Below are 17,289 nucleotides of genomic sequence, written 5' to 3'. Positions count from 1 at the left end.
GCGCCCGTGTTCTTTTTTTGCGGACCTGCTTGCCCCCTTCAGCCGTGCTCGCTGCCCAGCAGCGCGATCACCTCATCGTCCTCCACCTGCCTGAAGTCGGCGAAGAACTGACCCACGGCCTGAAAATTCCAGGGCGTCTCCAGGCAGACCACCTCGTCGGCCAGGGTCTCGAGCCGTGCCACGGTATCGGGCGGCGCCGCCCCCATGGCGGCGATCAGCGTCTGCGGACCCCGTGATCTCAGGGTGCTCAGGGCCGCCGCCATGGTGGCCCCGGTGGCGCTGCCGTCATCCACCACCACCACGATGCGTCCCTTCGGGTCGATGGGCGCCCGCACCGGCGTGTAGCGGCGGCGGCGCTCCTCGAGCAGTTCGCGCTGCCGCTCCGTCTCGCGGGTCACCGCTTCCTCGCGGTAACGCCGCGCCGTCTCTTCCAGCGCCACGCTGCCATCCTCGCTGACCGCGCCGATGGCAAACTCGGGATTGCCCGGTGCCCCCAACTTGCGCACCAGCACCACGTCCAGGTCGCCCTCCAGGGCATCGGCGATCAGTCGTCCCATGGGCACCGCGCCCCGCGGGATGGCCAGGATCAGCGGATCGTGCCCCTTCAGGTGGGAGAGTCGGCGCGCGAGGCGCTCGGCGGCATCGAGGCGATCACGGAACATGACGGTGCTCCTGAATGGGAAGGCTCACCTCCAGTGTAGGTCGCCACGTCCGCGGCGCGAAACGCTTGCCGGCGGGGGGGGGTCGACCTCGCTGGGCTATCTGTTGTATGTAATGGAAAATATTTCCTGTATACAATATATGGCGACAACAACAGTGGTCTTACCCATGCAGAAAAGCCCCCGCAACACCTCGATCTTCGATTTCCACGGCTAGCCGTCGCTAGCCAAGGCCTTGCCGATCTCCCTCCAGCATGTCCTCGCCATGGTGGCCGGCGTCATCACGCCGCCCATCATCATCGCCGGCGTGGTGGGCGCCATTACCGCCTTCGTGCTCAATATCGTGCTGCCCCGCAGATCGCTCGCCGACGAGGCGCGCGAGCGCAAGGAGATCGCCAGGGCGGATGCCGAGGCCGCCGGCCGGGCCGAGGAGCCCTCGCTCAGTCGATACGGGCGTCCAGGCGGAAGCGGGCAATGCGGTTGATCTGCTCGATGGCGGTGCGACGCTCCTCGGCCGGGTCGTTGGGCAGGCGTGCCTCGAAGGCGGCGAGGATCGCATGGCGATCGCTGCCCTTGACGGCCATCACGAAGGGGAAGCCGAACTTCGCCTTGTAGGCGGCGTTGAGGCGCTCGAAGCGGGCCAGCTCCTCGGGCGTGCACTGGTCGAGGCCGGCGCCGGCCTGTTCGCGCGTGGAGTCGTCGGTCAGCTCGCCGGCGACGGCCGCCTTGCCGGCGAGGTCCGGGTGGGCGCGGATCACCTCGAGCTGTCGGTCGGGGCTGGCCTCGCGCAGCACGGTCCCCATCGCCTCGGCCAGCCCCTGCGGGGTGTCCTCGGCGGGGGAGAGTCCACGCTGCCAGGCGAGCTCGGCGACCCAGGGGGAGTGCTCGTAGATGTCGCCGTAATGGGCCACGAAGGCCTGCTGGTCCAGCTGGCTGGGGCGCGGGGTGAGGATCTTGTCGGTCATCCAGGGGCTCCTCTGCTTGCGGATTTGGCCTGGTGGGGCACGCAATGGCGGGCAGGCCGGGTCGGGGGAACAAGGCGCCTCGCTCCTTTTTCCGTAAAGTGTATACAAAAAATTTTGAAATGTACCCCAATAAAAGCTAAAAATGTCTTCATTGTGGACTTCATGATGGCTGCTCACCAAGGGCAGCGCCAGGCACCTACCCACCCGACACGCAAAGGAGAACCCCATGGGATACCTGACCACTCATGTGCTGGACACCGCCCAGGGCCGCCCCGGCCAGGGCATAAGCATCGAGGTCTTTCGCCTCGAGGGCGGGACCCGTACCCGGCTCAAGACGGTCGTCACCAACGATGACGGGCGCTGTGATGCGCCGCTCCTGGAGGGCGACGACTTCGTGACCGGCGAGTATGAGCTGCTCTTCCACGCCGGCGACTACCTGCGCGCCAGGGGCATCGAGGCCGAGGAGCCGCGCTTCCTCGACGTGATCCCGCTGCGCTTCGGCGTGGCCGATGCCGGGCAGCACTACCACGTGCCGCTGCTGCTTTCGCCCTATGGCTACTCCACCTACCGCGGCAGCTGAGGGGCTTCCGCTTCCGATACGCCCATAACAAGACGCTCGACGAGGCCCCCATGCAAGCCTACCTGCTGGATTTCGGAAACTTCATGCTGCGCTGGCTGCACGTCATCGCCGCCATCGCCTGGATCGGCGAGTCGATCTACTTCGTGATGCTGGACAACAGCCTGCGCACGCCCAAGGCCGCCGAGGATCGCGAGAAGGGCGTCTTCGGCGAGATGTGGGCGGTGCACGGCGGCGGCTTCTATCATAACCAGAAGTACGCCAGCGCCCCCGCCAAGCTGCCCGAGGACCTGCACTGGTCGTTCTGGAAGGCCTATACCACCTGGCTGACCGGCTTCGGCCTGTTCGTCATCCTCTACATGGTCAACCCGAGCTTCTACCTGGTGAACCCGGGAAGCGACTGGGCCTGGGCGGCGGGCATGAGCGGCTGGCAGGCCAATGTGATGGCGCTGGCTTTCCTGCTGATCGGCTGGGTGGTCTACAACGAGCTGTGCAAGCGCCTCAGCCCCAATATGGAGCGCGACGGGGTGCTGAGCATCGCCGTGGCGGTGATGATGGTGGTGGTGGCCTACCTGAGCAGCCAGATCTTCTCGGGGCGTGCCGCCTTCCTGCTCACCGGGGCGGTGATGGCCACCGCCATGTCGGCCAACGTCTTCTTCTGGATCATTCCCGGCCAGCGCCGCATGGTGAAGGCGATGAAGGCCGGCGAGACTCCCAACCCCCTGGACGGCAAGCGCGGCAAGCAGCGCTCGGTGCACAACACCTACTTCACGCTGCCGGTGGTGCTGTTGATGATCAGCAACCACTACTCCTTTGCCTACTCCCACGAGCTGGCCTGGGTGATCATGTCGCTGTTCATCTTCGCCGGCGCGCTGATTCGCCAGTACTTCGTGCTGCTGCACGCCGGCCACAGGCGACCGGCCTATCCGGCGGCCGGGGTGGCCCTGATCCTGGTAGCGTTCTGGATGGCGGCCCCCGGCGGCGGCCAGGCCACTGCCACGGCCTCGGCGAGCCCGGGCCTCGACGAGGTGCACGCGATCGTCGAGGCGCGCTGCGTGGCCTGCCACTCCCGCGAGCCGAGCCAGGCGGGCTTCAATGCCCCGCCGGCCGGCATGGCCTACGACACCCTCGAGCAGCTCCGGGCCCAGCAGGCGAAGGTCAAGGAGGTGGTGGCGAGCGGCTACATGCCGCTGGGCAACATGACCGGGATGACCGACGAGGAGCGCGCGACCATCGCCGCCTGGGAGGAGTGACCGGTGCAGTCGCCGGCAGGCCGCCGATATGTATACAATGATGCGCATGCCGGCGACGATCAGGGGAGGAGGGGACTCGATGAACCAGCGCCAGACGGTTGCCGAACGTGGCGGTGCAGGCCGACCGGGCAAGAACGGGGACGGGGCCGAGCGCCACGAGGAGATCCACCGCTCGATCAGCGACGCCATCATCGAGCACCGTCTCCGGCCCGGGGCGCGCCTGCGCGAGGATGCCCTTGCGGAGGTCTTCGGCATCAGCCGCACCGGCATCCGCAAGATTCTCCAGCGCCTCGCCCTGGAGCAGCTGGTCACGCTGACGCCGCGCCGCGGGGCCAGCGTGACCCGGCCCACCGCCGACGAGGCCAAGGACGTCTTCGATGCCCGCCAGATGGTCGAGTGCGGCCTGATGCCGGAGGTCGCCCGGCGCATCACCGACGACGACCTGCGCGAGCTTCGCGACATGGCTCGGCGCGAGCGCCAGGCCCTGAAGTCCGGCGAGCAGAGCACGGCGATCCGGCTGTCGGCGGACTTTCACGCCCGCCTGGCGCGGATCTCCGGCAACGCCACCCTGGCCGACTTCGTCGAGCGGCTCTGCTCGCGCTCCTCGCTGATCCTCGCGGTCTATGGCAACCCCGGCCACCTGGGCTGCGAGTCCCACGACCACGACGACCTGATCGGTTTCCTGGAGGCTGGCAACGGCGAGCGCGCCCAGGCCTTCATGGGCCGCCACCTCAAGGCCATCGAGGCCTCGCTCTCCATCGTCGAGGAGGAGGTGGAGGCGCCGGACCTCCACCGGATCTTCGCCGACTGACTCAGGCCAGGCGCAGCGCCGGCTCGGCAAGGCCCGGTACCCCGGCCTCGGCGACGAAGAGGTGTCCGGCGTCGGGCTCCTCTCGGCGCCGGGCCGAGTCCATCCCTTCCCGCGCGGTGGTGATGTAGAGCCGCTCGAGGCGCTTCCCGCCGAAGGCCGGGCAGGAGGGCTGCGAGGTCGGCAGCAGGATGGCGTCCACCTCGCGGCCCCTCGGGTCCAGGCGGACCACCCGACCGGCGCCCCATAGCGCCAACCACAGGTGCCCCTCGGCGTCGACCACGGCCCCGTCGGGATTGCCCGGATGCGCCGAGAAGTCGGCCCAGGGGGCCGGTTCGCCCACGGGCCAACCCTCGCGGTCCAGCGCCCAGCGCATCACCACCCCGCTTGCGGTATCGGTGAACCAGGCGGCCTCGCCGCCGGGGGAGAAGCAGATCGCGTTGGGAATGGTCAGGCCCGAGCGCAGTCGAGCGAGCTCGCCGCGATGCAGGCGGTAGAGGCTGCCGGCGCCAGGCTCGGCGCCCTTGCCCATGCTGGAGAGCCAGAGGCTGCCGTGGCGGTCGACCCGGCCGTCGTTGCTGCGTGTCAGCACCTTGTCGGCCTCGAAGTCGCAGAAGGTCTCCAGGGCACCGGTCGTCGGGTCGAGGCGCGCCAGGCGCTCCTCGCCGACCATCAGCAGCCCACCTCCGGCGATGGGCACCGCCAGCGAGACCATCTGGTCGAGTTCCTGGTGGCCGGTCGCGCCGCTGGCCGGGTCCAGCCAGTGCAGCCGGCGGCCGAGGATGTCGCACCAGTAGAGGCGACCCGCGGCGGCGTGCCACTGGGGGCCCTCGCCGAGCTCGCAGCCGCAGGCGACCGCCACCCTGGCCGCGGCCCCGTTCATCGGGCTTCACCGGCGGCCGCCTGCCAGGCCGCGACCAGCGAGCTGGCCCGTTCGCCCACCTCGGCGGCGGTGAGGCCGGGGGTGTAGAGCGCGCTGCCCAGGCCGGCACCGTCGATGCCGCCGGCGCGCCAGTCGGCGAAGTTGTCCACGCCGATGCCCCCCACCGCGTAGAGCAGGGTGCCCGGCGGCAGCACGGCACGCATGGCCTTCATGCCCTCGATGCCGACCTGTACTGCCGGGAACAGCTTCAGCCCGGAGGCGCCGGCGTCCAGGGCGTCGAAGGCCTCGGACGGGGTGGCCACGCCGGGCCAGCTCTCCATGCCCAGCCGCCGGCTCTCCTCGATCACCGCGGGCCGGCAGTTGGGCGAGACGACCAGGCGTCCGCCGGCGGCGAAGACGTCGCGCACCTGGCCCGGGGTCAGCACCGTGCCGGCGCCGATCAGCGCCCGGTCGCCCAGGGCCTCGGCGAGGCGGCGAATGCTCTCCAGCGGGGCGGGGGAGTTGAGTGGCACCTCGATGCGCTCGATGCCGGCGGCGAGCAGCGCCTCGCCGACCTCGACGGCCTCGCGGGGGGAGATGCCGCGCAGGATGCCGATCAGGGGAAGGGTCATGGGTCAGGGCTCCAGTCGCGTCAGGGGGTGGGGGAGTGGTGGGCCAGAGCGGCGTGGGCCAGGCCGAGGCCGGCCAGCACCGCAGCCTCGCCGTCGACGCGGCGGCTGTCGATGCCCAGGGCCTCCAGGGCCAGGGCATAGCGGGTGCAGAGGGCCTCGGCACCGACCAGGGTGACGACCTCGTCCTCGGCCAGCGTCGCCCGGGCGCCGGCCAGCTCCAGGCCGATCACCAGGCCCGAGAGGCGGGCCGCCAGTCGCGCGCCGCGTGCCCTGCCTGTCGGCAGGCCGCCGTCCAGCAGGTCCTGGGCGCGCAGGCCGAACAGCCGGGGGGAGAAGGCCTCGGGGGCGGCCGCTACCTCCTGCACCGCCGCCACGAAGGCCTCGCGGCAGCCGGGTTCGGTCGGGTCGTCGTCGCCGATGGAGTGCCGGAGCACCGACTGCCTGGCCAGCAGGCCATAGAGCTCGCCGGTGAGGAAGGTGGCGAAGTGCGTGATCGCCCCGGCCTCCAGTCGCGCCCACTTGGCATGGGTGCCGGGCAGGCAGACGGGCCCCGCGGCCTCGGCTTCCCGGGCGATCAGGCCGGCGAGCTGGGTCTCCTCGCCGCGCATCACATCGAAGCGGCGACCGGCGTCATCAGGCTGCTGGCAGAGTCCCGGCAGCAGCACGACGTCCAGGCGCGGATCCTCGACGGTGGGCCTGACCGCGCCCCGGGCGAGCTCGTCGAGCCGCGTCGGCACCGACAGGTAGGCGGCCTCCCGCCAGCCCTGTCGGGCGCCGGCCATGCCGCAGACCCGCACCGGCAGGCGGCCCTCGGTGGGCAGCCAGTCGCCGATCGTCGCCAGCAGGGTGGCCTCGTAGTCCTCCGGGGCAAGCGACAGCATGCCGCGCTCGGAGCCGGCCCGGGCCAGCACCTGCCCATCCCCTGCCATGGCCCAGGCGCGCAGGTTGCTCGAGCCCCAGTCGACGCCGACCCAGGCGAGGCGCCCGGCGAGCTCGCGGGCCTGGCTCATGCCCGGCCCCCGTCGACGATCAGCTCCTGGCCGGTCATCATCCTCGACGCTTGTGATGCCAGGAACAGGCAGGGGCCGATCATGTCCTCCACCGGGATCGCCTCCTTGAGGCACTGCTGGTCCAGGCACTCGGCCAGGTCGGCGTCGTTGACCCAGAGTGCCTTCTGGCGCTCGGTCATCACCCAGCCGGGGATCAGGCAGTTGACGCGGATGGCGTCGCGGCCGAGCTCCCGGGCCAGTGCCCGGGTCAGGCCCAGGATGCCGGCCTTGGCGGTGACATAGGTCGGGTAGCCGGAAAGGCCCAGGTGAACGCTGTTGGATGACAGGTTGATGATGGCGCCGCCACCCAGTTCGCGCATGTCCGCTGCGACCCGTTGGGCGGTGAAGAACTGCGGGCGCAGGTTGGTGGCGATGGAGTCGTCCCACTCCTCGACGCTCCAGTCGTCGAGCGTATGGCGGGTGTCCCGGGCGGCGTTGTTGACCAGCACGCCGATCGGGCCATGGGCCTCGCGGGCCCGGGCGATGGCGGCCTTGAGCGCCGCCACGTCGCGGATATCGCACTCGATGAACAGCGGCCGGTTGGCGTACTTCGCCTCCATGGCATCACAGAACTCGCTGGCGTCGGACAGGCCCACGAAGGCCACCTTCGCGCCCTGGGCCAGGAAGCCCTCGGTCAGCGCCGCGCCGATGCCCGAACCGCCACCGGTGATAAAGACGCTCTGGCCCTTCAGGTCACTGAAGGTCAGATCATTGAAACTGAAACTCATGTCGTTCTCCTTGCTCCCTACCACTCGGCGATGGAGCCGTCCTCATGCGTCCACACCGGGTTGCGCCAGCGGTGGCCGACCCGGGCGCGCTCCTCGACGAAGGCCTCGTCGATCTCCACGCCGAGCCCGGGGCCAGAGGGGATGGCGCAGAAGCCGTCCTCGATGGCCAGCGCCGACTTGTCGACCAGGTAGTCGAGCACGTCGTTGTCGCGGTTGTAGTGGATGCCCATGCTCTGCTCCTGGATGAAGGCGTTGTGGCACACCGCATCCAGCTGCAGGGAGGCGGCCAGGGTCAGCGGGCCGAGCGGACAGTGCGGGGCCAGCGCCACGTCATGGGCGGAGGCCAGGGCGGCGATCTTCATGCCCTCGCTGATGCCGCCGCAGTGGGAGAGGTCGGGCTGGATGATGTCGATCATGCCGTCGGCGAGCAGGTCGCGGAACTCGAAGCGGGTGTGCAGCCGCTCGCCGGTGGCCAGCGGATAGCCCAGGCCGCCGGCGATCTGCGTGAGGCAGGGCAGGTGCTCGGGGGCCACCGGCTCCTCGACGAACATCGGGTGGAAGGGCTCGAGCTCACGCAGCAGCGCCTTGGCCATGGGCCGATGCACCCGGCCATGGAAGTCGATGCCGATGCCCACGTCGGGCCCCACGGCGTCGCGGGCCTCGGCCACCCGGGCCACCGCCTCATCGACCTTGCGATGGCTGTCGACGATGGCGAGCTCCGGGGTGCCGTTCATCTTGAACGCAGTGAAGCCCTGCTCGACCAGGGCCCTGGCGCCGGCACCCACGTCGCTGGGGCGGTCGCCGCCGGTCCAGGCATACATGCGCATCCGGTCGCGCACCGCGCCACCCAGCAGCTGGTGCACGGGCACGCCCAGGTTGCGGCCCTTGAGGTCCCACAGTGCCTGGTCGATCCCGGCGATGGCGCTCATCAGGATTGGCCCGCCGCGGTAGAAGCCGGCCCGGTACAGGGTGTTCCAGAGGTGCTCGATGCGGTGCGGGTCCTGGCCGACCAGGTAGTCGGCGAGCTCGTGGACGGCGGCCTCCACGGTGGCGGCGCGGCCCTCGATGACCGGCTCGCCCCAGCCGTAGCAGCCCTCGTCGGTCTCGATCTTGAGGAACAGCCAGCGCGGCGGTACCTGCCAGGTCTTGAGTCGGGTGATCTTCATATGGGGTGTCCTTCGGTAGGGAGAGGGGAGTCGGGTAGCAGTCCCAGGTCCGTCGCCGTGCGTTCGAGCACCGCCAGGGCCGCCCGGCGGGCGGCCTCCGGCTGGCGCAGGCGGATCGCCTCCATCACCCGGCGGTGGCGCTCGAGGCTGTCCTCCAGGGAGTCGGCATGGTGCTGGGAGCGCTGGATCAGTGCGATGATGGAGGGGCGCAGCAGGTGGCCCATCTGGCGCCATACCAGGTTGTGGGTGGCCTGGTAGACGCCATCATGAAAGGCGACGTCATGCTCGGCGTGCTGCTGGTGCAGGCCTGGGCCTGCGGTATCGCGCATGCCCGCGAAGGCGTTCTCCAGGCGCGCCAGGTCACGGCCGTCCGCCGCCAGGGCGGCCAGCTCGGCCACCTGAGGCTCCGCGGAGAGGCGGAAGGCATAGATCTCACGGACCAGGCGCGGGTCGGGACGCTCCAGGCCGGCCAGCCAGTCGCTCATCAGGGGGTCGAGCAGGTGCCAGTCGGTGACCTCGCGCACCCGGCTGCCGCGCCCCGCGGTGCGTTCGACAAGCCCGGTGGCGGCCAGGCTGGCCAGGGCATTGCGCACCCGGTTGCGGCTCACGGCGAAGCGTTCGCAGAGGTCCTTCTCCCGCGGGAAGTCGCTCCCGGCCGGTAGCCGACCCGAGAGGATGGCGCGGGCAAGGACCGCCGCCAGGGCCGGGGCGCCGCCGTCGGCGGGAAGGGCAAGGTCGTCGAGCATCATCGGGTCCGTCATAATATCTGATCTTATACTAGCTAATGTCAGACATTTTACAAGGGCGCACGAAGATCGACTCCTGGGAACTCGAAAGCAGGCTCAACCATCCGCCTCGTTGGCACTGGCAGGCCCCCGGGGGCACGCCATACTGAGGTCATGGAAGAGGCTCTCGGGTGATACTGCCGTGTCCCTACCGCCAGATGACGCTCCGGAAGAGATTCCCCTGGACAGAGTCTATGAGGAGTATGTCCGGCTCAGTAATGTCTGCAATGACTATATCCAACGGTCGCTGGGGGACATCCGCCTGTTCGGCTCCATCGGCGCGCTGCTGGCCTGGGATCCCCTGGCGCGCCTGTTCGAGCTGGATGCTCAGCTTCAGCAGCCGGTGACCCCGGTGGGGTTCCTGGTGCTGCTGCTGGTGATCGTGATGGTGATGTTCTTCGATCTCCTCAAGCAGTCGATCTTCTTCTTCCATCTACAGCGCATGCAAGCCCTGGAACGGGTCCTCAACCGTGCCGCCGGTGATCGCGGCGAGCTGTTCCATATCGCCAGCGGCTGGCCGGACTGGTTCCGGCGCTACCATGCCCCCGCGGCCAATGGCTTCTGGGGCGTCTTCTATCTGCTGGTGGTGGTGTTTCCGTCGATCATCCTCTACCTGCAGGAGTATGCGGCCTGGCTGTTCGTGTATCTGCCTACCGCCGTCGTCCTGCTGGGAGTGCATGCGCGCTGTGCCCTGCGGGTACTGAACTCCCTGAAACCCTAGCCGTTCCCGCCCGACACCCCGGGCCAGTCGGCCCGAGGGGGCGGTCAAGGCGCAGGAGCGCGCTTACGACCGGGTCGGGGCGGCCGCGACCGCATGGTGGCGCATCAGAACGTAATAGAACAGGCCGCCGAGCCCGGCGCCGATCAGCCAGGCAAAGCCGTTCAGCGCCGCCAGGGCCGGCACCCACACCGAGGAGATCGAGAACAGGGCGGCCAGCCCGAACGCCATCAGTGCCTTCCGGTTCCAGCCCTTGACGTAGTAGTAGGCGCTGTCCGGGGCCGAGGAGAACAGTTGCTGCATGTCGAGGTGCTGGCGCTTCACCAGGTAGTAGTCGACCACGATGATGCCGTAGAAGGGCGCAACGATGGCACCCAGCGCATTGACGAAGCCGGGCACCCCGATCTGGCTGATCAGCGAGACCCACAGCGCGCCGACGAAGAAGGCGATGATCGCCGTGATCAGGCCACCGATCTTGAAGCTGATCCTGCTGGGAAAGAGGTTGGCCAGGTCATAGGCCGGGGGAATGAAGTTGGCCACCAGGTTGATGCCCACGGTCGCGGCGAAGAAGGTCAGTGCCGCGACGATGGTCAACGGCAAAGAATCGACCCGCTCGACGATGTCCGCCGGGTTGGTCAGGGCCTCGCCGAACAGCACCAGGGTGCCGGCGGTGATGATCAGGGCAATGAACGAGAAGAAGGCCACGTTGAGCGGCAGGCCGAGCAGATTGCCGAGCTTCATCTGGCGCTCGGTCTTCACGAAGCGGGTGAAGTCGCCGAAGTTGATCACCACCGCGGCGAAGTAGGCGACCATGGTGCCGACGATGGCCAGGAAGGCGCCCACGGCACTGCCGGAGTCGCTGTCGTCGCCGCTGAAGATGGTGCTCACCGCGGGTAACAGCTCGCTGCCGGCCTGGAGCCAGACCACGATCATCAGCACCACCATTACCACGTAGACCAGCGGGCCTGCCCAGTTGAGGAAGTGCTTGATGCGCTCGATGCCCTGCCAGAAGATCGCGATCTGGAACAGCCAGACGATCACGAAGGAGACCCAGGCCACACCGGAGAGGCCGAGGAAGGTCGAGCCGTCGCCGGCACCGAAGAGGGCGGTAATCAGCAGGGCCACCGCGGTGGAGGCGAAGTAGGTCTGCACGCCGTACCAGAAGATGCCGATGATGGCCCGCAGCATCGCCGGCAGGTTGGCGCCGCGCACTCCCATGCTGGCGCGTACCATCACCGGGAAGGGGATGCCGTACTTCACGCTGGGCTTGCCGGTCAGGTTGACCAGATACATCACGATGATGCCGGCCAGGATGATGGCCGCCATCACCGCCCAGCCGTTCAACCCGTAGGTTAGGAACAGTGAGGCCGCCAGGGTGTAGCCGAACAGGCTCTGGATGTCGTTGGACCAGACGTTGAAGATCTCGAAGGCGCCCCAGGAACGCTTGCTGTGCGGAATCGGGGCCAGGTCCGCGTTGTACAGTGTCGGGTCGATCGCTTGGATGCCCAGCTCGCTCTCTTTCATCGGGGGTCACCTTTGTCATTGTCGGGGAAACGGCTCGACTGGGTCGCGTCGAGCCATCGTGCCGGATTTACTGGCAGAAGCGCTGGCAGGGGGCCCAGTGTTTCATCAGCAGGAAGTAGGTGAGGCCGGCGGGAATCAGGCTGGCGTACCAGGAGATGGAGGAGAAGGTCAGCGCGGCGACGATGCCCACGGCGGTGGCGATCAGGGCGGCCAGGTTCACGCCCCGGTAGGGGCCGTTCTCGTCATACAGCTTGCCCAGATCGAGGGTACGGCGGCGGATCAGGTAGTAGTCGACCACCAGCACGGCGAAGATCGGGCCGAGGAAGGCCGAGTAGGTCTGCACGAACAGCTGCAGGCCGGCGGCGGAATCCGGCTGCACCAGCTTCCAGGGGAAGGTGGCGAAGGCCAGCAGGCCGACCAGCACCGTGGCGGTGCGGAACTTCATCTTGAAGACGTCCATCAGCACATAGGTCGGCGGCACCACGTTGTTGAGCACGTTGGTGGTGACCTGGGCGAAGGCGATGAACAGCAGGGTGGTCATCAGCAGCGGAGTGTTGTCCACGGCGTTGGCGAACACCTGGATGGGGTCGGCGGTGCCGGTGGCCTCGGAGACCATGTAGCCGATCAGGCCCATGAACAGGGTGCAGGGCAGGATCGACATGGCGTAGATGGTGGTCAGCAGGCCCTGGCCGGTGCCGGTCTTGTGCTCCCGGGCATAGTCGCTGACGTTGAGCATCATGGTGCTGTAGATGCCCAGGAACAGCATGGTGGCGCCCCAGAAGGGCAGGCCCCAGGAGCCTTCCATGGTCAGCAGGTTGGCGGAGAGCACGTCGCCGTAGCGCACCACCGTGCTGTAGAACATGTAGACCAGCGAGGCGAGGATGAAGGCGCTGCCGATGTTCTCCAGCCACTTGATGCCCTGGAAGCCCATCACCGACAGGCCGATCTGCAGGAACTGGAAGGTGATGAAGAAGAACACCAGGTTGTCGAAGCCAAACAGCGTGGCCGAGACCATGTTGAGGGCCCCGGCGCCGATCCAGCTCTGGAAGCCATACCACACCACCGCCGGCACGGCACGTACCAGGCCCGGCAGTCGCGTCCCGGTGAAGCCGAAGGCGCTGCGCGCCTGCACCATGAAGGGTATGCCGTACTTGTAGCCGGCAGCACCATTGATGGCCAGGGCGATGCCGATCACGAAGCAGCCGATGGCGATGGCCAAGGTGGCCTGAATCAGGTTCAGCGTGCCCACTACGCTGGAGCCCATGGTGAAGGTGCCGATGGAAACGCAGCCGCCGAACCAGGCCAGGAAGTAGGAACTGCGCCCCATGATCCGGGTTCGCTGCGGGGCCAGGGACTCCTCACCGGGGGCCTTGGTGTCCCGGTCGGCGGCGGATGAGGGGGAGGCGGCGAGTCCTGCGGCTGCGGTCGTGCTGTCGGGAGTGGGATGACTCATGGTGATGTCCTCGCAAGTCGTTTCTGTGCTTGTGGTTGTCTTCCGGCAGGGGGCTGCCGTGGAAGGCTTGCGGCGTGGCGTGCGCCTGTGGCGTCTTGTGGTTATGGCGATTCAAGAGGGTCAAGCAGGATGTGTGCCAGTCATCGGGTGGGCCGCAGGTGCGATAGGCCCTCGAAGCGTCCCGTGAAGGGCTTGGGGCGAGGGAACGCCAGATCGCCATGCTTGCTGGTGCAAAGCCCCAGGCCGACCAGAGCCTCGGCCAGCTTGACGGCGGCGGTCACCCCCTCGACCACCGGCAGGCCGACCTCGCGGCTGATGGTGTCGGTCAGGTCGGCCATACCGCCGCAGCCCAGCACGATGGCGCCGATGTTGTCCTCGTCGCGGGCCCGCCGGCACTCATCGATGATGCGCACCAGGGCGGCATCGCCGTTTTCCTCCAGGTCGAGCACCGGGATCTCCGCGGCGCGCACCCGGCGGCAGTGGTGGGAGAAGCCGTACTGGTCGAGCAGGTGCTCGGCGATGATGCCGGTGCGCCCCAGGGTGGTGACGATGGAGAAGCGGGTACTGATCAGCGTCGCCATATGGAAGGCGGCCTCGGCGATACCGATCACCGGCGCCCGGGTCAGCTCACGCGCGGCCAGCAGGCCGGGGTCGCCGAAACAGGCGATCACATAGGCATCGGCGCCTTCGTGCTCGCCGGCCAGCACCTCCTCGAGTACGCCGACCGCGCTGACGGCCTCGTCGAAGTGGCTCTCGATGGAGACGGGCCCATGGTCGGGGTGGCGCGCAGAGATGCGGGTCCCGGGGGAGGCGATGCGGCTCGCCGCCTCGCCGATCGTTGCCGTCATCTCGGCGCTGGTGTTGGGGTTGATGACGCGGATGTGCATGACGCGGGCTCTCCTGGATTTTTCGTGAACAAGATATTTTATCTTTGTACACAAAATAGCCCTCGTCAGCACAGGCTGCAAGTCCGAATGTGCAGCGCCGTGATCGTAAATTTATCCTTCTAATATCAGTTGGTTAATATAGATGACGTGCGGTGATTGTATCTGTCGCCGGACTGTCAGAGTAGTTCGACTACACGATTATCATAAAAATGCGCACATTTTTAAATAAAAACTGTATACAATATTTGGGAATGAAGTCCTCGCCCAGGATGATCTTGCTCGGGGCTTCGGCGAGGGGGTTGCGGATGACATGGGTACACTCTATCTTTGTATTGTATACACAATTTTTGCCACCCCCGGCTGCTTCGCGGGTGGAAGGTACCAGAACAACCAGGAAGCTTCGCCATGACGCACGTTCCATCCTCCGACTATCCCCGAGACCTGATCGGCTATGGCCGCACCCCGCCCCATGCCAACTGGCCGGGCGGGGCGAGGATTGCCGTGCAGTTCGTGCTCAACTACGAGGAGGGCGGCGAGAACTGCGTGCTGCACGGCGACGAGGGTTCCGAACAGTTCCTCTCCGAGATCATCGGTGCCCCCGCCTTTCCCGATCGCCACCTGAGCATGGAGTCGATCTACGAGTACGGCTCACGGGCCGGGGTGTGGCGCATCCTGCGCGAGTTCGAGCGCCGTGGCCTGCCGCTCACCGTGTTCGGCGTGGCCATGGCCCTGGAGCGCCACCCCGAGGTGGCCCATGCCTTCAAGGAGCTGGGCCACGAGGTCGCCTGCCATGGCTACCGCTGGATCCACTACCAGGAGGTGCCGGAAGAGGTCGAGCGTGAGCACCTTAAGAAGGCGATGGCGATCTTCCAGCGCCTCTTTGGGGAGAAGCCGCTGGGCTGGTACACCGGGCGCGATAGCCCCAATACCCGCCGGCTGGTGCTCGACGAGGGGGGCTTCCTGTATGACAGCGACTACTACGGCGACGACCTGCCGTTCTGGACCCGCGAACGCGACAGCCAGGGCGTGGAGCACGACCATCTGATCGTGCCCTATACCCTGGACAGCAACGACATGCGCTTCGCCGCTCCCCAGGGCTTCAACACCGCGGATCACTTCTTTACTTACCTGCGGGATGCCTTCGACGTGCTCTACGCGGAGGGGGAGGAGTCGCCGAAGATGCTCTCGGTGGGCATGCACTGCCGCCTGCTGGGCCGCCCGGGGCGTTTCCGCGCCCTGCAGCGCTTCCTCGACCATATCGAGGCCCACGACCGGGTCTGGGTGACCCGCCGCGTGGACATCGCCCGCCATTGGGCGGAGCACCATCCGGCGCCGGGTAGCTGACCCCTTGAACAGCCGTAACACTCGAGGCTGAACAATCTCTTGATTTGATGGCGAATAGCCGGCGAGTGCCATGGCAATGTCCATGAGCGTAGCGAGAGGCGCCGGGGACAGGCCTGGAGGGGGTCCTATGCCAGGGATGGCATCGGTAGCGCCCAGGGAGGGGTTCACAGCGCCCCCGATCTGGTCCGGCACCCCGGGGTCGGTCGCCGGAACAGCCTCGAGCGATATCGGCTGCCAGCAAGCGCTTTTTATCGACCCAACGTTTCTTCAGGACACCCCATGAAACAACGCACCTACTACGCTCCCGCCGGCGGTCATCCTCCCCAGACCCAGCTGCTCTCCGACCGGGCGGTGTTCACCGAGGCCTATGCGGTCATCCCCAAGGGCGTGTTCGGCGATATCGTCACCAGCAACCTGCCGTTCTGGGAGGGCACCCGGCTCTGGGTGCTGGCGCGCCCGCTCTCCGGCTTCGCCGAGACCTTCTCCCAGTACATCATGGAGGTCTCCCCCGGTGGCGGCAGCGAGCGTCCCGAGCTCGACCCCGCGGCCGAAGGCGTGCTCTTCGTGGTGGAGGGTGAGCTGACCCTGACGCTTGCCGATGAGCGGCATCACATGACCCCGGGCGGCTATGCGTTCATTCCGCCGGGCAGCGACTGGCAGGTGAGGAACGAGGCCGATGCCCCGGTGCGCTTCCACTGGGTGCGCAAGGCCTACGAACGGGTCGAGGGCATCGAGGTGCCCGAGGCCTTCGTGGTCAACGAGAACGACATCGCGCCCAACGAGATGCCGGACACCGAAGGGCGTTGGGCCACCACGCGCTTCGTCGACCCGGCCGACGTGCGCCACGACATGCACGTCAATATCGTCACCTTTCAGCCCGGCGCGGTGATTCCCTTCGATGAGACCCACGTCATGGAACACGGCCTCTATGTGCTCGAGGGCAAGGCGGTCTACCACCTCAACCAGGACTGGGTGGAGGTCGAGGCCGGCGACTTCATGTGGCTGCGCGCCTTCTGCCCCCAGGCCTGCTATGCCGGCGGCCCGGGGCCCTTCCGCTACCTGCTCTACAAGGACGTCAACCGCCACGCGGCGCTGCGCTTGGGTAGCCGCTGATACGCGACCCGCTGATATGTCACTAACCTGAGGGGCGCCAGGGACAGGCCTGGAGGGGGTCCTATGCCAGGGATGGCATCGGTAGCGCCCAGGGAGGGGGTCACAGCGCCCCCGAAATGGTCCGGCACCCCGGGGCCTGTCACCGGGTAAGCCCCGATTATCGAGGCAGTCCTGCTCAGGAGATAAACATGCTGGAACTGAAAGCCGAGCCGCTGACGCCGGCGGTCTTCGCCCCCTTCGGCGATGTCATCGACACGCGCAACGCCGACTGGTTTCCCATCAACGCCGGGCGCACCCGGCGCTACCACGACCTGGCGAGGGTCGAGACCCTGGGGGAGGGCGCGCGGACACTGATCAGCATCTTCGTCAGCCAGCCCGTGGAGATACCGCTGGAACTGGATTTCCTGGAGCGCCACCCGCTGGGCAGCCAGGCCTTCATGCCGCTGCACGAGGAGCGCTTCGTGATCGTGGTGGCGCCGCCAGGGGATCGTATCGATCCCGCCGAGGTGCGCGCCTTCGTCACCGATGGCCGCCAGGGAGTCAACTACCATGCCGGCACCTGGCACGCCATCCAGTCGGTGCTGGAGCGGGAAGGGGAGTTCCTGGTCGTCGATCGCGGTGGGGAGGGGAACAACTGCGACGAGCATCCGCTGGCGGTTCGCGTGACCCTCTGAACTGCCCCCTGAGGGGGGTGATGTGCTGCTTTTATGATACCCAAGTCCTTAAGTGGGCTTGGGTATTTTTCTGCCATAAAAATATGTGAAAA

Annotated in this window: 19 protein-coding genes; 8 read left to right on the top strand and 11 right to left on the bottom strand. The window is 67.5% G+C overall.

Going from position 1 to position 17,289, the window contains the following annotated elements; translation table 11 throughout:
- Positions 1-38: 38 nt before the first annotated feature.
- Positions 39-662, bottom strand: coding sequence for a phosphoribosyltransferase (locus tag M8009_RS08635; protein ID WP_250060416.1), 624 nt, complete (start codon positions 660-662; stop codon positions 39-41).
- Positions 663-894: 232 nt separating this feature from the next.
- Between M8009_RS08635 and M8009_RS19220 the strand changes: the two genes are divergently transcribed.
- Entirely contained in the window at positions 895-1,143 is a 249-nt protein-coding gene (locus tag M8009_RS19220; RefSeq protein ID WP_347709839.1) for a hypothetical protein, read from the top strand.
- On the opposite strand, the gene uraD is transcribed toward M8009_RS19220, so the two are convergent.
- Positions 1,100-1,624 (bottom strand): 2-oxo-4-hydroxy-4-carboxy-5-ureidoimidazoline decarboxylase, encoded by a 525-nt coding sequence (uraD, locus tag M8009_RS08625; RefSeq protein WP_250060415.1) that lies wholly within the window; start codon positions 1,622-1,624, stop codon positions 1,100-1,102. The genes M8009_RS19220 and uraD overlap by 44 nt on opposite strands.
- 226 nt (positions 1,625-1,850) lie before the next feature.
- Here uraD and uraH point away from each other — a divergent pair, with 226 nt between their 5' ends.
- From uraH to M8009_RS08610, 3 genes are all read left to right on the top strand, one after another.
- Positions 1,851-2,204 (top strand): hydroxyisourate hydrolase, encoded by a 354-nt coding sequence (gene uraH, locus M8009_RS08620; RefSeq protein WP_250060414.1) that lies wholly within the window; start codon positions 1,851-1,853, stop codon positions 2,202-2,204.
- Positions 2,205-2,254: 50 nt separating this feature from the next.
- Complete coding sequence (locus M8009_RS08615; protein WP_250060413.1) at positions 2,255-3,454, top strand: urate hydroxylase PuuD; 1,200 nt, start codon at positions 2,255-2,257, stop codon at positions 3,452-3,454.
- A gap of 79 nt (positions 3,455-3,533) precedes the next feature.
- On the top strand, positions 3,534-4,265 hold the full coding sequence (locus M8009_RS08610; protein ID WP_250060412.1) for a GntR family transcriptional regulator: 732 nt from the start codon (positions 3,534-3,536) through the stop codon (positions 4,263-4,265).
- Between the two features lies 1 nt (position 4,266).
- On the opposite strand, the gene M8009_RS08605 is transcribed toward M8009_RS08610, so the two are convergent.
- Genes M8009_RS08605 through M8009_RS08580 form a run of 6 tightly spaced genes read right to left on the bottom strand, consistent with a single transcriptional unit; the run spans position 4,267 to position 9,460 of the window.
- Positions 4,267-5,145, bottom strand: a complete 879-nt coding sequence (locus M8009_RS08605; RefSeq protein WP_250060411.1) for an SMP-30/gluconolactonase/LRE family protein — start codon at positions 5,143-5,145, stop codon at positions 4,267-4,269.
- Positions 5,142-5,756 (bottom strand): 2-dehydro-3-deoxy-6-phosphogalactonate aldolase, encoded by a 615-nt coding sequence (locus M8009_RS08600; RefSeq protein WP_250060410.1) that lies wholly within the window; start codon positions 5,754-5,756, stop codon positions 5,142-5,144. Before M8009_RS08600 ends, M8009_RS08605 begins: the two co-directional genes overlap by 4 nt.
- 20 nt (positions 5,757-5,776) lie before the next feature.
- Entirely contained in the window at positions 5,777-6,766 is a 990-nt protein-coding gene (locus tag M8009_RS08595; RefSeq protein ID WP_250060409.1) for a 2-dehydro-3-deoxygalactonokinase, read from the bottom strand.
- Positions 6,763-7,533, bottom strand: a complete 771-nt coding sequence (locus M8009_RS08590; protein WP_250060408.1) for an SDR family NAD(P)-dependent oxidoreductase — start codon at positions 7,531-7,533, stop codon at positions 6,763-6,765. Before M8009_RS08590 ends, M8009_RS08595 begins: the two co-directional genes overlap by 4 nt.
- A 17-nt stretch (positions 7,534-7,550) precedes the next feature.
- Positions 7,551-8,699, bottom strand: a complete 1,149-nt coding sequence (gene dgoD, locus M8009_RS08585) for a galactonate dehydratase (protein ID WP_250060407.1) — start codon at positions 8,697-8,699, stop codon at positions 7,551-7,553.
- Positions 8,696-9,460, bottom strand: a complete 765-nt coding sequence (locus M8009_RS08580; RefSeq protein ID WP_250060406.1) for a FadR/GntR family transcriptional regulator — start codon at positions 9,458-9,460, stop codon at positions 8,696-8,698. The genes dgoD and M8009_RS08580 overlap by 4 nt, the downstream gene beginning before the upstream one ends.
- Positions 9,461-9,626: 166 nt before the next feature.
- Between M8009_RS08580 and M8009_RS08575 the strand changes: the two genes are divergently transcribed.
- On the top strand, positions 9,627-10,205 hold the full coding sequence (locus M8009_RS08575) for a hypothetical protein (RefSeq protein ID WP_250060405.1): 579 nt from the start codon (positions 9,627-9,629) through the stop codon (positions 10,203-10,205).
- Positions 10,206-10,268: 63 nt separating this feature from the next.
- On the opposite strand, the gene M8009_RS08570 is transcribed toward M8009_RS08575, so the two are convergent.
- The 3 genes from M8009_RS08570 to M8009_RS08560 all read right to left on the bottom strand — a co-directional run bounded on the left by M8009_RS08570 (position 10,269) and on the right by M8009_RS08560 (position 14,066).
- Entirely contained in the window at positions 10,269-11,726 is a 1,458-nt protein-coding gene (locus M8009_RS08570; RefSeq protein ID WP_250060404.1) for an NCS1 family nucleobase:cation symporter-1, read from the bottom strand.
- Positions 11,727-11,793: 67 nt separating this feature from the next.
- Positions 11,794-13,179 (bottom strand): NCS1 family transporter, encoded by a 1,386-nt coding sequence (locus M8009_RS08565; protein ID WP_250060403.1) that lies wholly within the window; start codon positions 13,177-13,179, stop codon positions 11,794-11,796.
- Between the two features lie 140 nt (positions 13,180-13,319).
- Complete coding sequence (locus M8009_RS08560) at positions 13,320-14,066, bottom strand: aspartate/glutamate racemase family protein (RefSeq protein WP_250060402.1); 747 nt, start codon at positions 14,064-14,066, stop codon at positions 13,320-13,322.
- Positions 14,067-14,471: 405 nt separating this feature from the next.
- On the opposite strand from M8009_RS08560, the gene puuE reads away from it, so the two are divergent.
- From puuE to M8009_RS08545, 3 genes are all read left to right on the top strand, one after another.
- Positions 14,472-15,410 (top strand): allantoinase PuuE, encoded by a 939-nt coding sequence (gene puuE, locus M8009_RS08555; RefSeq protein ID WP_250060401.1) that lies wholly within the window; start codon positions 14,472-14,474, stop codon positions 15,408-15,410.
- 279 nt (positions 15,411-15,689) lie between these two features.
- Positions 15,690-16,523 carry a bifunctional allantoicase/(S)-ureidoglycine aminohydrolase gene (locus tag M8009_RS08550; RefSeq protein ID WP_250060400.1) on the top strand — a complete coding sequence of 278 codons (834 nt, stop codon included), beginning with the start codon at positions 15,690-15,692 and terminating at the stop codon, positions 16,521-16,523.
- A gap of 188 nt (positions 16,524-16,711) precedes the next feature.
- Positions 16,712-17,197, top strand: a complete 486-nt coding sequence (locus M8009_RS08545; protein ID WP_250060399.1) for an ureidoglycolate lyase — start codon at positions 16,712-16,714, stop codon at positions 17,195-17,197.
- The last annotated feature ends 92 nt before the right edge of the window (positions 17,198-17,289 follow it).

The sequence above is a fragment of the Halomonas gemina genome (genome assembly GCF_023554995.1).
Lineage (GTDB): Bacteria > Pseudomonadota > Gammaproteobacteria > Pseudomonadales > Halomonadaceae > Halomonas > Halomonas gemina.
The sequence above is the reverse complement of the archived record's forward strand: the minus strand, read 5'-3'. Positions and strand labels throughout refer to the sequence as shown.

Excerpts from the sequence above, each read along its gene's own strand:
- M8009_RS08610 (WP_250060412.1), top strand. The coding sequence starts at position 3,534 with ATGAACCAGCGCCAGACGGTTGCCGAACGTGGCGGTGCAGGCCGACCG.
- M8009_RS08560 (WP_250060402.1), bottom strand. The coding sequence starts at position 14,066 with ATGCACATCCGCGTCATCAACCCCAACACCAGCGCCGAGATGACGGCA.
- M8009_RS08635 (WP_250060416.1), bottom strand. The coding sequence starts at position 662 with ATGTTCCGTGATCGCCTCGATGCCGCCGAGCGCCTCGCGCGCCGACTC.
- puuE (WP_250060401.1), top strand. The coding sequence starts at position 14,472 with ATGACGCACGTTCCATCCTCCGACTATCCCCGAGACCTGATCGGCTAT.
- M8009_RS08580 (WP_250060406.1), bottom strand. The coding sequence starts at position 9,460 with ATGACGGACCCGATGATGCTCGACGACCTTGCCCTTCCCGCCGACGGC.
- dgoD (WP_250060407.1), bottom strand. The coding sequence starts at position 8,699 with ATGAAGATCACCCGACTCAAGACCTGGCAGGTACCGCCGCGCTGGCTG.
- M8009_RS08615 (WP_250060413.1), top strand. The coding sequence starts at position 2,255 with ATGCAAGCCTACCTGCTGGATTTCGGAAACTTCATGCTGCGCTGGCTG.
- M8009_RS08565 (WP_250060403.1), bottom strand. The coding sequence starts at position 13,179 with ATGAGTCATCCCACTCCCGACAGCACGACCGCAGCCGCAGGACTCGCC.
- M8009_RS08545 (WP_250060399.1), top strand. The coding sequence starts at position 16,712 with ATGCTGGAACTGAAAGCCGAGCCGCTGACGCCGGCGGTCTTCGCCCCC.
- M8009_RS08605 (WP_250060411.1), bottom strand. The coding sequence starts at position 5,145 with ATGAACGGGGCCGCGGCCAGGGTGGCGGTCGCCTGCGGCTGCGAGCTC.
- uraH (WP_250060414.1), top strand. The coding sequence starts at position 1,851 with ATGGGATACCTGACCACTCATGTGCTGGACACCGCCCAGGGCCGCCCC.
- M8009_RS08600 (WP_250060410.1), bottom strand. The coding sequence starts at position 5,756 with ATGACCCTTCCCCTGATCGGCATCCTGCGCGGCATCTCCCCCCGCGAG.
- M8009_RS08590 (WP_250060408.1), bottom strand. The coding sequence starts at position 7,533 with ATGAGTTTCAGTTTCAATGATCTGACCTTCAGTGACCTGAAGGGCCAG.
- uraD (WP_250060415.1), bottom strand. The coding sequence starts at position 1,624 with ATGACCGACAAGATCCTCACCCCGCGCCCCAGCCAGCTGGACCAGCAG.
- M8009_RS08570 (WP_250060404.1), bottom strand. The coding sequence starts at position 11,726 with ATGAAAGAGAGCGAGCTGGGCATCCAAGCGATCGACCCGACACTGTAC.
- M8009_RS08595 (WP_250060409.1), bottom strand. The coding sequence starts at position 6,766 with ATGAGCCAGGCCCGCGAGCTCGCCGGGCGCCTCGCCTGGGTCGGCGTC.
- M8009_RS08550 (WP_250060400.1), top strand. The coding sequence starts at position 15,690 with ATGAAACAACGCACCTACTACGCTCCCGCCGGCGGTCATCCTCCCCAG.